Source organism: Haliea sp. (assembly GCF_041395985.1).
GTDB lineage: Bacteria > Pseudomonadota > Gammaproteobacteria > Pseudomonadales > Halieaceae > Haliea.
Genome location: NZ_JAWKZJ010000004.1, coordinates 287,999 through 302,569 on the forward strand (window position 1 = coordinate 287,999; position 14,571 = coordinate 302,569).

Annotated in this window: 12 protein-coding genes; 8 read left to right on the forward strand and 4 right to left on the reverse strand. The window is 61.7% G+C overall.

Features of this window, described 5'->3' with window-relative positions:
- Positions 1-8: 8 nt before the first annotated feature.
- The 5 genes from R3E49_RS09940 to R3E49_RS09960 all read left to right on the forward strand — a co-directional run bounded on the left by R3E49_RS09940 (position 9) and on the right by R3E49_RS09960 (position 6,334).
- Positions 9-446 (forward strand): DUF6285 domain-containing protein, encoded by a 438-nt coding sequence (locus tag R3E49_RS09940; RefSeq protein ID WP_371294897.1) that lies wholly within the window; start codon positions 9-11, stop codon positions 444-446.
- Positions 443-1,717 carry an acyl-CoA dehydrogenase family protein gene (locus R3E49_RS09945; protein ID WP_371294898.1) on the forward strand — a complete coding sequence of 425 codons (1,275 nt, stop codon included), beginning with the start codon at positions 443-445 and terminating at the stop codon, positions 1,715-1,717. Before R3E49_RS09940 ends, R3E49_RS09945 begins: the two co-directional genes overlap by 4 nt.
- Positions 1,718-1,853: 136 nt before the next feature.
- Entirely contained in the window at positions 1,854-3,062 is a 1,209-nt protein-coding gene (locus R3E49_RS09950; RefSeq protein ID WP_371294899.1) for an acetyl-CoA C-acetyltransferase, read from the forward strand.
- Between the two features lie 33 nt (positions 3,063-3,095).
- Positions 3,096-5,243 (forward strand): 3-hydroxyacyl-CoA dehydrogenase NAD-binding domain-containing protein, encoded by a 2,148-nt coding sequence (locus R3E49_RS09955; protein WP_371294900.1) that lies wholly within the window; start codon positions 3,096-3,098, stop codon positions 5,241-5,243.
- 83 nt (positions 5,244-5,326) lie between these two features.
- On the forward strand, positions 5,327-6,334 hold the full coding sequence (locus R3E49_RS09960; RefSeq protein WP_371294901.1) for a L,D-transpeptidase family protein: 1,008 nt from the start codon (positions 5,327-5,329) through the stop codon (positions 6,332-6,334).
- Between the two features lie 57 nt (positions 6,335-6,391).
- Here the strand turns inward: R3E49_RS09960 and R3E49_RS09965 are convergent, their stop codons facing one another.
- Complete coding sequence (locus tag R3E49_RS09965) at positions 6,392-6,652, reverse strand: Lpp/OprI family alanine-zipper lipoprotein (RefSeq protein WP_371294902.1); 261 nt, start codon at positions 6,650-6,652, stop codon at positions 6,392-6,394.
- Between the two features lie 137 nt (positions 6,653-6,789).
- Here R3E49_RS09965 and R3E49_RS09970 point away from each other — a divergent pair, with 137 nt between their 5' ends.
- Positions 6,790-7,284 (forward strand): murein L,D-transpeptidase family protein, encoded by a 495-nt coding sequence (locus R3E49_RS09970; protein WP_371294903.1) that lies wholly within the window; start codon positions 6,790-6,792, stop codon positions 7,282-7,284.
- A 115-nt stretch (positions 7,285-7,399) separates the two neighbouring features.
- Entirely contained in the window at positions 7,400-8,095 is a 696-nt protein-coding gene (locus tag R3E49_RS09975; RefSeq protein WP_371294904.1) for a murein L,D-transpeptidase catalytic domain family protein, read from the forward strand.
- Positions 8,096-8,117: 22 nt separating this feature from the next.
- Here R3E49_RS09975 and putA read toward each other — a convergent pair whose 3' ends face one another.
- Entirely contained in the window at positions 8,118-11,876 is a 3,759-nt protein-coding gene (gene putA / locus R3E49_RS09980) for a bifunctional proline dehydrogenase/L-glutamate gamma-semialdehyde dehydrogenase PutA (protein WP_371294905.1), read from the reverse strand.
- A 156-nt stretch (positions 11,877-12,032) separates the two neighbouring features.
- Here putA and R3E49_RS09985 point away from each other — a divergent pair, with 156 nt between their 5' ends.
- Positions 12,033-12,500, forward strand: coding sequence for an Lrp/AsnC ligand binding domain-containing protein (locus R3E49_RS09985; RefSeq protein WP_371294906.1), 468 nt, complete (start codon positions 12,033-12,035; stop codon positions 12,498-12,500).
- Here R3E49_RS09985 and R3E49_RS09990 read toward each other — a convergent pair.
- Positions 12,492-12,983 (reverse strand): asparaginase domain-containing protein, encoded by a 492-nt coding sequence (locus tag R3E49_RS09990; RefSeq protein ID WP_371294907.1) that lies wholly within the window; start codon positions 12,981-12,983, stop codon positions 12,492-12,494. The genes R3E49_RS09985 and R3E49_RS09990 overlap by 9 nt on opposite strands.
- A gap of 53 nt (positions 12,984-13,036) precedes the next feature.
- Positions 13,037-14,533 carry a polyphosphate:AMP phosphotransferase gene (gene pap, locus R3E49_RS09995; protein WP_371294908.1) on the reverse strand — a complete coding sequence of 499 codons (1,497 nt, stop codon included), beginning with the start codon at positions 14,531-14,533 and terminating at the stop codon, positions 13,037-13,039.
- Between the last annotated feature and the right edge of the window lie 38 nt (positions 14,534-14,571).

Consider the following 14,571-nt stretch of genomic DNA (forward strand, 5'->3'; position numbering starts at 1 on the left):
GAGAGAAAATGAGCCATACCGATGCCACGGAGCTGCTGGCTGCAGTGCAGGGTTTTCTGCGTCAGTCCGTACTGCCCCAGCTGGAGGGGTTCGACGCCTACACAACGCGCGTCGCCGCCAATAGCCTGGCTATTGTCAGTCGCGAAATTACAGCGCGGGGGGAAATCCTGGAGCTCGATCGCGAGGCGCAGTCGCGCTGGCTGGCCCCCGCTGCGGCGGGGTCATCGCAGGCCGGGGGTGATCATTCAGCCGCCCGGGCGCTCAGCCTGGCGTTGCGCGATGGCCGACTGCAGGCGAGAGACGAGTTTATCGACTACCTGCGTCAGCGCACCCTGCGCCAGATGGCGATCGACAACCCACGCTACTCCGGATTCAAACAGGCCCGACAGCGCTGGCCTGAGCTCGCGGCTGCCGCCGGTGTGGCAGAACCGGGTGCGGTCGGGTGAATGTCCTCATCTCCGATACCCTCTGTGAACTCCTGCAGCGCCTGGATGCCTTCATTGAGGAGCAACTGAAGCCGCTGGAAGCGCAGGGCGACAACAAGCGCTTCTTCGACCATCGCCGGGAATTCGCCCGCACCGACTGGGAGAGAGACGGGCTTCCCAGCCGCGAGTGGGAGGCACTGCTGGCCGAGGCGCGCCGTCTGGCGCGCGATGCGGGCTTCCTCGCTTACGCGCTGCCGGGCGAGTACGGCGGCGGGGATGCCAGTAACCTGGACATGGCCGTGGTGCGCGAGCACCTGGCGGCGAAAGGCATCGGTTTGCACTGCGATCTGCAGAACGAGCACAGTATCGTGGGCAATTTCCCTACTACCCTCGCGTTTCGTGACTTTGGCAGCGAGGCCCAGAAGGCGGCTTTCATACCCGGTAGTATCGCCGGCACAGTAGGGGTGGCTTTCGGGCTGACCGAACCCGAGCATGGTTCCGATGCCACCTGGCTGGAAACCACCGCGGTGGCAGAGCAACGTGACGGTGTGGCGGGATGGTGTCTCAATGGCAGCAAGATGTGGACAACGGGTATGCACGTGGCCACGCATGTACTGTTGTTTGCGCGTACCGCGGGAGAGCAGGGCAGTGCCCGCGGTATCACCTGTTTTGTGGTGCCCAACCCCAGTCCGGGGCTGCGCGTAGAGGAATGGCTGTGGACCTTCAATATGCCCACCGATCACCCACGCGTGTCAGTTAACAACGTATGGGTCCCTGAGTCTGCGGTTCTGGGTGAATTGGGGCTGGGGCTCGCGGTGGCACAGCACTTTGTACACGAAAACCGGATTCGCCAGGCCGCTTCCAGCCTCGGCACGGCGCGGTACTGTATCCGGGAGTCGGTCGCCTACGCCCGCGAGCGTCACACCTTCGGCAGGCCTCTGGCCAGCAATCAGGGCATACAGTTCCGTCTTGCGGAACTGCATGCGGATTATGAACTGGTCAAGGCCCTGACCTTCCAGGTCGCAGCCGAAATGGACCAGATGAGTAAGCCCGACGTGGCGGAGCGCCTGTCGGACAAGGTGGCTATCTGTAATTACCGGGCCAACCGTCTGGCATGCGAGGCGGCAGATGCCGCGATCCAGGTGCACGGTGCCATGGGCTATTCGCGATACAAGCAGTTTGAACATCACTATCGGCACCACCGGCGCTATCGCATCACGGAAGGTTCTGACGAGATCCAGCTGCGCAAGATTGCCGGCCACATGTTCGGGTTTATCGGCAGCCGCGAGTAAGCGGCGGACATCCCGCGGCCGGCGGCGCGTGTCACCTGAAGTCAATTTTTTTAGTAGCTGACGTCATTGCCAGTCTCCGGGCCAACTTTCACTATGTGCGGTGATTCGCGTGCACAACCCAGTAATGAGGAGTCTCATGACACACACGGCGTATATTTACGATGCGTTGCGCACCCCGCGCAGCAAGGGCAAAGCAGGCGGCAGCCTGAATGAAGTCAAACCCGTAGACCTGGGTGCAGGCCTGCTCCGCGAGCTCCAGTCGCGCCACGACCTGGATACGGCGTATGTCGATGATGTCGTCATGGGCTGCGTCACCCCGGTCGGCGAGCAAGGTTCGGATATCGCCAAAATGATTGTCCAGAACGCCGACTGGGACGAGTCGGTGGCGGGTGTCCAGCTGGATCGATTCTGCGCATCCGGTCTGGAGGCCGTCAATATCGCGGCGCAGAAGGTCGCTTCCGGTTGGGAGGACCTGGTGGTGGCGGGGGGCATCGAGTGCATGTCCCGCGTGCCGATGGGCAGCAATGGTGGCCCCATGGGCGGCGATCCGGCGTTTAGCCTGAAGACCGGATTCGTGCCCCAGGGCATTGGTGCGGACACCATTGCCACCCTCGAGGGCTGGAGTCGCGAGGACGTCGACGCCTTCGCGCTGGAATCCCAGCGTCGCGCCACCCATGCGCGGGATAGTGGCTACTTTGATCGTTCCGTGGTTCCGGTGCGCGACCGCAATGGCCTGACGATTCTGGAGCGGGATGATTTCATCAAACCCAACACGACCCTGGAAGGTCTTGCTGCGCTCAAGGCGTCCTTTGTGATGCCTGGACAGATGGGCTTTGACGATGTGATTCTGGCCAAGTACACCACCCTGGACCGGGTTAACCATGTGCACACGCCAGGCAATTCCTCGGGCATCGTCGATGGCAGCAGCGCCGTACTGATCGGCAGTGAGCGTGCGGGCAAGGATCTCGGGCTGACGCCCCGTGGTCGGATCGTGGCGACAGCCGTGCTGTCCACCGACCCTATCATCATGCTCACCGGGCCCGGGCCAGCAGCGGAGAAGTGTTTGCGCAAGGCGGGCCTGAAGAAGTCCGATATCGATCTCTGGGAAATCAACGAAGCCTTCGCATCTGTGGCTCTGCGTTATATGAAGGATCTTGGCATTGATCACAGTGTGACCAACGTCAACGGAGGCGCGATCGCCATGGGGCACCCGCTCGGTGCGACGGGTGGCATGCTGGTCAGTATCGTGCTCGACGAACTTGAACGGCGCGGACTGAAACGCGGCATGCTATCGCTCTGTGTGGGCGGTGGCATGGGCATCTCCACTATCATTGAACGTGTATAAGCCGGCTGCGAACAGGAAAAGGATCGATAGACAATGAGTGTATTCAAGTACGAGAAAGACGCTGACGGCATCGTTACAGTCACCATGGACATGACCGGTCCGGTCAATGCCATGAACGAGGAATACCGCACGGCGATGGATGAAACGCTGCAAAGGCTGGAAGCGGAGAGTGACCTCACCGGCGTGGTCATTGCGTCGGCGAAGAAGGTGTTTTTTGCCGGCGGTGACCTGAACGACCTCCTGGCGGCCAAGCCCGGTGATGAGGCAGCCTTCATGGCCGAAGGCGAGCGTGTGAAATCGGGGCTGCGACGGCTGGAACATTTGCCGGTGCCTGTGGTGGCGGCTATCAACGGCGCAGCCCTGGGTGGCGGTTTTGAGCTGGCGCTGGCCTGCAATCACCGTATCGCGCTAAACGATCGCAGCGTGCAACTGGGCTTGCCCGAGGTCAGTCTGGGTCTGCTTCCCGGCGGCGGCGGCGTGGTGCGCATGGTGAATCTCCTGGGTCTGGAGAAGGCTTTGCCCTATCTGCTTGAGGGTACGCGTATAGACCCCGCTACGGCGCTGGAGGCCGGCCTGGTGCAGGAACTGGTGGAGAGCCGTGATGCGCTCGAGCCCGCAGCAAAGGCGTGGATCAGGGCCCAGCAGGGCAATCCGGATGCGGCCCTGCAACCCTGGGACCGCAAGGGGTTCCGTATACCGGGGGGCAATGCCGCCAGCCCGCATCTGGCCCAGCTGATTACCGTGGCGCCCGCCATGCTGCGGAAGAAGACTCGTGGTCTGCTCCCGGCGCCGGAAGTCATCCTGGATTGTGCCGTAGAGGCGCTGCGGCTGGACTTCGATACTGCCCAGCGGGTGGAATCCCGCGGCCTCACCTATCTCGCCATGACCCCTGTTGCCAAGAACATGATTTCCACCTTCTTTTTTGCCATGAACCGGGTCAACCGCGGTGGTAGCCGGCCGGAGGGTGTGCCGCCACAGCAGGTGAAGAAGCTCGGGGTGCTGGGTGCCGGAATGATGGGGCAGGGCATCTCCTATGTTGCCGCCATGGCTGGCATGCAGGTGGTCCTGAAGGATATCTCCGAGGACGCTGCCAACCGCGGGAAAGCCTACAGCGAGCGCCTGTTGGAAAAGCGTGTGCAGCGCGGCAAGCTCACCGAAGACAAAAAAGAGGCCATCCTCGACCTGATCTTGCCCACTGCGAAGAATGACGATCTGGCAGGCTGCGACCTGATCGTGGAAGCCGTGTTCGAGAATATGGGTCTCAAGCACCAGATGACCCGTGAACTTGAAGGGCAGCTGGCGCCTGGGGGCGTTTGGGGGTCCAATACCTCGACCCTGCCCATCACACAGCTCGCCGAGGCGAGCGCCAACCCCGCCAATTTTATCGGCATCCACTTCTTCTCGCCTGTCGACAAAATGCCCTTGGTGGAGATTATCTGCGGTGCCGAAACCAGCGATGAGACGCTGGCCAAAGCCTACGACTTCGCCAAGCAGATCAGGAAAACCCCGATTGTCGTCAACGATTCACTGGGCTTTTTCACCTCGCGAACCTTCGGTACCTACCTCGATGAGGGGGTGCGCATGGTCAGCGAAGGCCTGCATCCCGTACAGATAGAGAACATGGGCAAGGCCATAGGCATGCCGGTCGGGCCGCTCGCCGTCTATGATGAAGTCAGCCTGGAACTGACCCGCAAGGCGCAGGAAACCTGGGCGGAGATGGGGGTTCTTGACAAGTTCAGCGACGGTACCGTGACGCGTGCCGTGATCAACACCATGGTCGGTGAACACGGCCGCGGTGGTCGTCACCATGGCGGTGGTTTCTATAACTACGCCGAGGACGGCAGCAAGACCATCTGGCCAGGTCTGTACGAACTGTATTACCAGTCGGGAGTCGCAGTGCCGGAGGCGGATATGCGCGATCGCCTGCTGTTCCGCCAGGTCATTGAAGCGCTGCGCTGCCTGGAGACCGGCGTGCTGCGCACCGTGGACGACGGCAATATCGGCTCGATTATGGGTATTGGCGCGCCGCCGTGGACCGGGGGGCTTATCCAGTTCGTCAACACCTACGGTCTGGAACGGTTTGCCGCGCGCTGTGCTGAGCTGGCAGAGCGCTATGGCGAGCGCTTTGCCGCGCCAGCGATCGTGCAGCAGAAACTCAGCGCGGGTGAGCTGTTCGAATAGGTCTGCGCAGTACGCTGGCTATTTTCAGCGAGCAGGGCAGCGCGTATGATGCTGCCCTGTTTCGCTGTATGGTCGGATGCTCCATGAAGTGGTTTTCAGTTTCTTCGCGTGCCGTGTTCGCGGCCTGCGTTCTCGCCCTGCTTGCCGAGGGCAGCCTCGCTGTGTCCGAGGGTGCGGCGAGCGGTTTTTATCCGCTCCCGGCGCCAGACGATCATCTCGTCGGTGGCCTGGGGACGACGACGGCGAGCGAAGAGGATACCCTCGTGCTGATCGGTCGGCGTCATCGTACCGGTTACGGCGCTATCCGCGCTGCCAATCCCGGCGTTGATGCCTGGCTGCCCGGAGAAGGGACGCAGGTGTTGCTGCCGACCTGGCATATCCTGCCGGAAGCGCCGCGCAAAGGGATTGTCATCAACACAGCGGAAATGCGCCTGTATCACTACGAGGGTGCCAGCGCGGATCGTCCCGCGCGCGTGGGCGTCTACGCGATCAGCATTGGCCGCAGCGGGCGTGAAACGCCGCTGGCGACTGCCCGGGTGACGCGCAAGGCTGAGAATCCCACCTGGTACCCCACGGAATCGATTCGCAAGGACCGAGCAGCGCGGGGCACGCCGGTGCCTGCCGTGGTGCCGCCGGGGCCGAATAATCCGCTGGGTACGCGGGCCCTCTACCTGAACCTGCCTGCCTATCTCATTCACGGTACCAACCGCGAACTGGGCATCGGCATGCCGGTTACTGCGGGCTGTGTTCGCATGTACCCCGAGGATGTCGAATACCTTTACGAGCAGGTGCCTGTGGGCAGTCAGGTGGAAATTGTCTATCAGCCGGTGAAGGCTGGCTGGATGGGCGACACACTGTATGTAGAGTCCCACAACCCGCTGGGTGATCTGGAGATTACGGTGGACGAGCGCGTACAGCAATTGCGGGCCGCAATCGCGCGGACGCTGGGTGAGCGCAGGGATTTTACGGTTGACTGGAGCAAGGTGCGCAGCGCTGCTGAAGCGTCTACGGGTTTGCCGGTGCCGGTGGGTCCAATCTGGCTGGAGCATCACAGGCCGGGGCAGGATGACAGCGGCGCTGTCGGGGAATAGATCGGTAGCTGGAATAAAACGGCGGGGCCGAAGCCCCGCCGGGTTTTACAAAACCGCTTACTTCTGCATTGAGGTTTTGAACGCGCGGTCGATTTTGCTGTTGGCTTCGTCGGCGCTGCGCTTGGCTTCTTCAGCGATGCGCTTGGCGTCAGAGGCAGTGCGCTCTGCACCGGCAGCAGATTGCTTGGCTTCGTCAGCTGAGCGCTGAGCGGCTTCCGCGATGCTGCGAACTTCGTCCAGTTGTGAAGTGCTGGCGCAGCCAGTGGCCAGTGCCGCGAAGGCGGCGATTGAAACAGCCTTGATAAGCGTAGATTTCATGATAAAACTCCTTGAGCAGGGTTGGCCTGTCAGATCTAGGAAGCCACAAAGTGGCGAAACGTGCAAACTTCGAACTCCCGTCTGGGGCCCTTGGTTCGAACGCGCGTAAAATATCACTCTAGGAGCATGGTAAACCAGTGAGCATAAGAGCGTTATTGGCGTTTTGTGCATTTTTCCTGAATTTTTTGTTGCCTTCACCCGTTTTGGCCTTCAATCCGCCGGTCGACGAGGTGGTTGTGGTCAAATCGGAGCGTACGTTATATCTCAAGTCGAGCGGGGTGGTGGTGCGCCATTACCCGGTCGCGCTGGGTCCGGTGCCCTGGGGGCACAAGGAGCGCGAAGGGGATGAGCGCACCCCGGAAGGGCGCTACATCCTCGATTACAAAAATGCGGAGAGCCGCTTCTACAAATCGATTCGGGTGTCTTATCCGAATCGGCGCGACAGGCAGCGGGCCCAGGCCATGGGGGTGGATCCCGGCGGCAATATCATGATTCATGGCCAACCTGAAACGCCGCAGCCGGGCGCGGAGCTGTTTAACTGGACCGACGGCTGTATCGCGGTCAGTAATGAGCACATGGATGAAATCTGGCAGCTGGTGACGGTCGGGACGCCTATCGAAATCCGGCCCTGACCACCCGAGATAGCGGTAGGCAGCGCGGCGTCGCGACCCATCGGCCCTGACTGGCAGGCTAGGCAGTGGTGAAGCAATGAGGTAAGCTGGCATCTCGTTTCCCTGAGATCACAACATGTCCGGTCGTGCCAGCATTTTTTTCGTTATTCTGGCGGCTTGGTGTCTGGGTATCTCATTGCCGGCTGCGGCTGGCGGTGGCACAGACCTGGTTCGCGCATTGACCGCGGCGGCACCGAACCTCGACCGCACGGTACTGCGACGGGCGGTGTCGGCAATGAATTGCGCCCTGGACCGGGGTTTGGAGCGCGCCGAGCGGCTCGCCATTATCGATTTCTCTCTCCCGTCCAGCGAACAGCGGTTGTGGATTTTTGATCTTTCCCGACGCGAATTGCTGCTCAATGAACTGGTCGCCCACGGGCAGGGTTCCGGCCAGAACCTGGCCTCACAGTTCTCCAATGTATCGGGCAGCCATCAGTCGAGTATCGGCCTGTTTCGCACCAGCGAGAGCTACCGTGGCCGCCACGGTTACTCACTGCGGATGGATGGTCTGGAGGCCGGCATCAACGATCTCGCCCGGGAGCGGGCCATCGTGATCCACGGTGCCGATTATGTTGATCCACAGTGGATAGATCGCCAGGGACGCATCGGGCGCAGCCAGGGGTGCCCGGCCGTGCGCCCGGAAGTGGCCAGCACGGTCGTCGATACCCTGAAAGACGGACAATTCCTGTTCTCCTGGTATCCGGATCCGGACTGGCTGGCCAACTCGGATTTTCTCAATTGCCAGGCGGGCACGCTGGCCCGACTGGACTAGCGCCCTCCACGCGCCTTGCGTACTAGCTGGCCATGGTCATCAAGGACGCATTGCCGCCTGCGGCTGTAGTATCGATGCTCACCGACTTCTCCCACAGGGTCTGCCTGAGCAGCGTTTCCGGTGCCACACAGCTGATCAGTGCCATTATCGGGCCCTCCCGCGCTGCGATGGCCCGCGCCGCTGCGCGCAGGTAGCGACTGCGCGCATGTACCATCGCGCCCTGCAAGGCCGCTTCGTGCAATAGTGCCGCAGCGCGGTCGAGTGACTGCATCTGGAACAGGGAGGAGGGCAGGCCAGCGGCGATCAGGCTGGTCGCCAGTACTTGCCATTTCTCCAATAGCGCCGGCTCGGCGACCCCGATCACACTGTTGCCCGAGGCCAGGGCTGATACGGTGGCCATCAGGTACTCGCCCTGATGTTCTGCGTTGTCCAGCAATAGCAGTAGCGGCCCGCGCGGCTCGTGCAGCAGCTGATTGGATTCTCCTGTGGGCCCGGGTAGCTGCGTGGGTGAGGCAAGCAGCTGGCTCGCAGCGCGCAGTTGGTCCCGAGCGGCGCCCAGTGTTTCTTCGAGAATAGCCGGGTTGTCCTCTGTGCCGCTGGCATAGGAAGCCAGGAAGCGGCGCAGTACTGACACCCGCTCACTGACGCTACAGCGCGCCCACAGAATGCCCGCATCCTGTGCAGCGCGCAGTACCGCTGCCGTTGCCACGCAGTCGCCGTCTGTATCTGGAAGTGGCTTCTGGCCCGCGGCGTTTTCGGCTTCTTCACCAGTGGTAACCAGGCGCGACAGGTACTCCGGTCCTCCGGCTTTTGGCCCGGTGCCTGACAGGCCTCGACCGCCGAAGGGTTGCACCCCGACGATGGCACCGATCATGTTGCGGTTGACGTAGATATTGCCCGCCTGCACGCGATCCGCCGCACGCTGACAGGCTTCCTCGATGCGGCTGTGAATGCCAAACGTCAGACCGAATCCGGTTGCATTGATTTGCGCCAGCACGTCGTCGAATGCTTCTGCGCGGTAGCGAATCACGTGCACGATGGGGCCGAAGACCTCACGTTCGAGCAGCGACAAATTGCTGATCTCATACAGATGGGGCGCGAAAAACGTGCCTGGCATCTCCGTTGGCAACTCGCATGAGTAAAGCAGCCGCCCGGTCGCCTCGAGATAGCGTACGTGATCCATCAACGACTGCCGCGCACGTTTGTCGATGACCGGCCCGATATCCGTCGACAACGCGGATGGATCGCCAATGCGCAGCTCGCGCATTGCGCCGATAATCATCTCAATAACCTTGTCTGCGATATCTTCCTGCAGGAACAGCACCCGCAGGGCAGAGCAGCGCTGCCCTGCACTCTGGAAGCCCGATGTCACTACGTCGCGGACGACCTGCTCGGGCAGTGCTGTGGAATCGACAATCATGCAGTTCTGGCCGCCGGTTTCCGCGATCAGCGGCACCGGTGCATCCTCTCGTTGCGCCAACGTGCGCGAAAGCCAGCTACCCGTTGCCGTGGAGCCGGTGAACATTACGGCTTTCACACGCGGGTCGGGCACCAGTTGCTCGCCCACGCTGCGACCTTCCGCGATCAGCAGCGCCACCGCACCCGGTGGAAAACCGCAGTCAACCATCAATTCAACGGTACGCAGGGCGATCAGGCTGGTTTGTTCTGCCGGTTTGGCGACCACGGTGTTACCTGCCACCAGCGCGGCGCTGACCTGGCCGAGAAAAATGGCCAGCGGGAAGTTCCATGGACTGATACACAGCACAACGCCGCGGGCCCGCAGGCCGCGTTCCGCAAAGTCCGCCTGAGTAGCGCCTGTGGCGTAGTAACGCAGGAAATCCACCGCCTCCCGAACTTCCGCCACGCCATCGCGCAACGTCTTGCCGGCCTCTTTGCAGCACAGTGCAATGAGCTCGTCACGGTGTGTTTCCAGCGCATCCGCCAGACGCAGCAGGCAGTCTGCCCGTTGCTCAACCGGCTGTGCAGACCAGTGCGCGAAAGCGCCGTCAGCGCGCGCCAGCGCCGCCTCTATGCCGTCACTATCCGCCAGCCTGATATGCCCGACGATTTCTTCATGCCGCGCGGGATTGCGCACCTCGCAAAGGCCAGCAGCTCCCTCGCCCATCGGCAGTGAAGCCTCCCAGCTGCGCATGGCCCGGCGCATCGCCTCCAGGGTTGGACGGTGCTGCAGATCCACGCCCTGTGCGTTGCGTCGCTCTTGCCCATACAGTGCAGGTGGTAACGGAATCAACGGGTTGCGTTTTTCAGCCCAGCTCTGGGCCGCCTCGACCGGGTCCTCAAGCAGGCTTTCGACCGGAATGGCTTCATCCACAATGTTGTTCACGAAGGAGCTGTTGGCGCCGTTTTCCAGCAGCCGTCGCACCAGGTAGGCGAGCAGATCGGCGTGCACCCCAACCGGCGCGTAAACCCGGCAGGGAACGTGCTCAGTGCTCACGATCTGGTCGTACAGCGTTTCTCCCATGCCGTGCAGACGCTGGAATTCGTAGCCGCTGCGATCCTTGTCCATCTCAAGAATCGTTGCCGTGGTGTAGGCGTTGTGCGTGGCGAACTGGGGGTAAAGGCTGTCGCGGTAGGCGAGCAGGCGAGCCGCGCAGGCCTGATACGACACATCGGTAGCCGCCTTGCGGGTGAACACCGGGTAGTCATCCAGTCCTTCCACCTGTGCCAGCTTGATTTCGGTATCCCAGTAGGCACCCTTGACCAGTCGTACCATAAGGCGCCGTTTGCAGCGCAGAGAGAGCTCTCGCAGCCACTCGATCACCAGCAGGCTGCGCTTCTGGTACGCCTGCACAGCCACGCCAAAGCCCTGCCAGTCACCCAGGTCCGGGTCGCTGGCAACGGCCTCGATGACGTCCAGCGACAGCATCAGTCGGTCGGCCTCTTCGGCATCCACGGTAAAACCGATATCAAATGCCTTTGCCGCCAGCGCCAGAGATTTCAGGCGTGGTACCAGTTCGTCCATGACCCGTTGGCGTTGTGCGAACTCATACCGCGGATGAATCGCGGAGAGTTTGACCGAGATGCCGGGGCCGGATTCGGGACCACGTGCGTGTGCGGCCCGGCCAATCGCCTCGATTGCGTTGTAGTAGCTGTCGAAATAGCGCTGCGCGTCCGCGGCTGTGCGAGCGGCCTCTCCGAGCATATCGTAGGAATAGCGGTATCCTTTGCTTTCAGCGTCTTTGGCCCGGTGCAGTGCTTTCTCAATGGTCGTTCCCATCACGAACTGGGTGCCCATGATCTGCATCGCATAGCGCACGGAGGCGCGGATCACCGGTTCGCCCAGGCGTCCCATGGTTTTCTTGAGCAGGCCGAACTGGCGTGGGTTGTCCTCGTCGTTGTAATTGACCACCTTGCCGGTGAGCAGAAGGCCCCAGGCCGAGGCGTTGACGAACAGTGATTCGCTGTTGCCGAGGTGAGAACTCCAGTCTCCATCGGCCAGTTTGTCGCGTATCAGTCGATCCATGGTCAACTGGTCCGGCACGCGCAGCAGTGCTTCGGCGAGGCACATGAGCACCACGCCTTCTTCTGTGGACAGTGCAAATTCCTGTAGCAGGGCGTCAACACCGCCTTTGCCATGCTGTGCCTTGCGTATGTTCAGCACCAGCACCCTGGCTCGCTCCCAGGCACGGCTTCGGGCAGCCTGACTCAGGGTAGCAGCGGGCAGTAGCTGCGCCAACACGCTCGCCTCACTGTCGCGGTAGCTTTTCTCCATGGCCATGCGCAGTGGATCGGTCGGGTCAAGGTGGCAGTCGTGCAGCATGGCGTGAGGCTCCGGATAGCGTTCAGAGCGTAAATTGTAGTCATCGGGATGCAGAATGAGCTGTTTATTTTGGCTTGGCCCTTGAATAATATTCTGTAACGGAATCTATTCTCAGTAGATTATTCTGCATTGTCAGGAAGCTGGAGTCGTAGCGCTATGGGACTTACCCTGGATAAGACTGATCTGCTCATTCTCTCCCTGCTACAGGGCGAGGGCCGCATGTCGAATGTGGATCTGGCGCGCCGCGTCAATCTGAGCGCCAGCCCTTGTCTGGAGCGGGTGCGCCGGCTTGAGGCGACAGGGCTGATTGAGGGCTACAGCGCGCGCCTGAACGCGCCCGCGCTGGGTTACGGCACCAGTGCGTTTATTCAGGTGACCCTGGATCGCACCACGGCGGAGGTGTTCGACCGTTTCCGGGATGCGGTCATCACCATTCCGGAAGTCGCCGAGTGTCATATGGTGGCTGGCGGATTCGATTATCTGCTCAAACTGAGGCTCACCGGTATGGATGCGTACCGCGCCGTACTGACCCGCATCGTCGACCTGCCCGGCGTAGCGCAGACACACACCTATGTCGTTATCGAGGCCATAAAGCAGGACACCGGGCTGCCGCTGTCACGCTGAATCAAGTGCCTCAAAGCGATTGGCTGCGGTATTCTTGACTACCTTGTCCGCATCAAACACCTCGCCATTCATGGCGATGTAGACGCCCGGCGGTTTGCTCTGCAGGGCGCCGATCGCACAGCCAATATTGAAAATGGCATCGGACTGGGCGAAGGCGGCCGGCTGCAGGGCGCCGGTCAGCACGATGCATTTGCCCGGTATATCCTGCAGGGCCCGCGCCGTGGCGACCATGCCATCGGTGCCGTGGGTGATGAGGACCCAGCGCTCCTCACACTGCATCGCTGCGCGTCGGATCAGCGCCCGGTCCGCGTCGGTCATATCGAGGCTGTCCTTGCGCATGGCCGATTCCACACTGTAGGCAAACTGCACACCCATGCGTTGCAGCAACTCCCCAATGACCGGTGCTCCGACCTGGTAGTCGCTCTTGGCATCGAAATAGATTTTATCGATGGTGCCGCCGGTGGTAATGATATGCAGTTTCATGAGCCTGGGCCCCGTTGGCTGTGCGCGGGCGGGCAGTATAGCGCCGGCGTGGGTTACTGGGTACCGAGCGCGGTCTCCAGAGCGTCACAGAGAGTCTGCAGAATGTGGACCCGGGCGTAGCGCTTATCGTTGGCTGCCACCACTGTCCAGGGCGCCGTTGCGGTGGAGGTCAACCTCAGCATTTCCAGAACGGCGTGTTCATAGTCGCTCCAGCGTCCGCGGTTGCGCCAGTCATCCGCCGTAATCTTGTGCTGCTTGTGCGGTGTGTGTTCACGCTCCCGGAACCGTTTCAGTTGTTCTTCCGGCGAAATATGCAACCAGAATTTCACAATAATTCCGCCGTGCTCTTCCAGTTGCGATTCGAAGTCATTGATTTCGGCGTAGGCCCGCTGCCAGGCGTGCACGGGGGCGAAGCCTTCCACGCGTTCAACCAGTACCCGCCCATACCAGGAGCGATCAAAGAGCATGATGCGCCCGCGCCGCTCCAGATTGCGCCAGTAGCGCCAGAGGTAATGGTGTGCGCGCTCCTCATCCGAGGGCGCACTGCTCTGTATAACGCGATACAGACGGGGGTCCACAGGCGCCGTGACGCGACGTATGGCCGAGCCCTTGCCAGCGGCGTCCCAGCCCTCAAAAACGGCGATCAGCGAGCGTCCGGCATCATGCGCCGTCCACGCGAGGTTTTGCAGCCGCTGCTGCTGTCCTTGCAGCAAGGCGCGGTATTCCCGCTTGCCCAGTTGCGGGTTCAGAGGCAGCGCCGCCAGCGCCTGTGATGGCGCTGGGTGTCCGACACCCGTGCTGCGCTCCGGGCCGGTCTCGTGAATGGCGGGGGCGCCTGTCGCAACGTGTGCGTTCATCATCTGCAGCAGAATTTCTCCGGCAATCAGCTTGCGTTCACGCGGGTCATCTGAATCCACTTTTCGCCAGCCCGCCTCGACCGTGTCGCTACCCCGCAGCACAACCGTTGCCGCCCGCTGCGCCGCGGCGTAATCCTCCCCCCAGGCCCTGGCGGACGCGGGCAGGTGACGCAGGCGCCTCCCATCGACAGTGAGGCGCCGCTCCTGCGCGGCGCGATCGACGTGCAGCCACAACTTCACCAGGAGTACGCCATCGTCACGCAGCATGTGCTCGAACTGCCGGATCTGTGCCAGCCGTCGTTGGTGTTGCTGTGACTCCAGCGTGCCCGCCGCGCCGTCGTAGAGAAGCTGGGTGTACCATGAGCCAAGAAATATCGTAATGCGCCCCCGGGGTGGCATGTGACGCCAGAAGCGCCAGAAATAGGGGCGATCCTCTTCCTCATCCGAGTGCTTCCACTGGGCGCTGGTGGTGACGAATCGAGGGTCCAGCCATTCGTTCAGCTGATGTACCAGCTCGCTTTTGCCGGCACCGGGCAGGCCGCCCAGCACGATAATGACAGGGTAGTCGCGCTTCGCGAGGTCGCGCTGTGCCTGCAACAACGCGTGTTTGAGTGCTTTTTCGCGCGCCTTCACTTCGGCGTGCGCTGCACTGGTCTGTGTTTCCTGTTGCCCACGGGGTCTCCTGCCTGTCAACGGGATTCTTTCACGTGCAATAGGCTACCGCCCCTTGC

Excerpts from the sequence above, each read along its gene's own strand:
- R3E49_RS09940 (WP_371294897.1), top strand. The coding sequence starts at position 9 with ATGAGCCATACCGATGCCACGGAGCTGCTGGCTGCAGTGCAGGGTTTT.
- R3E49_RS09965 (WP_371294902.1), bottom strand. The coding sequence starts at position 6,652 with ATGAAATCTACGCTTATCAAGGCTGTTTCAATCGCCGCCTTCGCGGCA.
- R3E49_RS09985 (WP_371294906.1), top strand. The coding sequence starts at position 12,033 with ATGGGACTTACCCTGGATAAGACTGATCTGCTCATTCTCTCCCTGCTA.
- R3E49_RS09955 (WP_371294900.1), top strand. The coding sequence starts at position 3,096 with ATGAGTGTATTCAAGTACGAGAAAGACGCTGACGGCATCGTTACAGTC.
- putA (WP_371294905.1), bottom strand. The coding sequence starts at position 11,876 with ATGCTGCACGACTGCCACCTTGACCCGACCGATCCACTGCGCATGGCC.
- R3E49_RS09990 (WP_371294907.1), bottom strand. The coding sequence starts at position 12,983 with ATGAAACTGCATATCATTACCACCGGCGGCACCATCGATAAAATCTAT.
- R3E49_RS09975 (WP_371294904.1), top strand. The coding sequence starts at position 7,400 with ATGTCCGGTCGTGCCAGCATTTTTTTCGTTATTCTGGCGGCTTGGTGT.
- R3E49_RS09960 (WP_371294901.1), top strand. The coding sequence starts at position 5,327 with ATGAAGTGGTTTTCAGTTTCTTCGCGTGCCGTGTTCGCGGCCTGCGTT.
- R3E49_RS09950 (WP_371294899.1), top strand. The coding sequence starts at position 1,854 with ATGACACACACGGCGTATATTTACGATGCGTTGCGCACCCCGCGCAGC.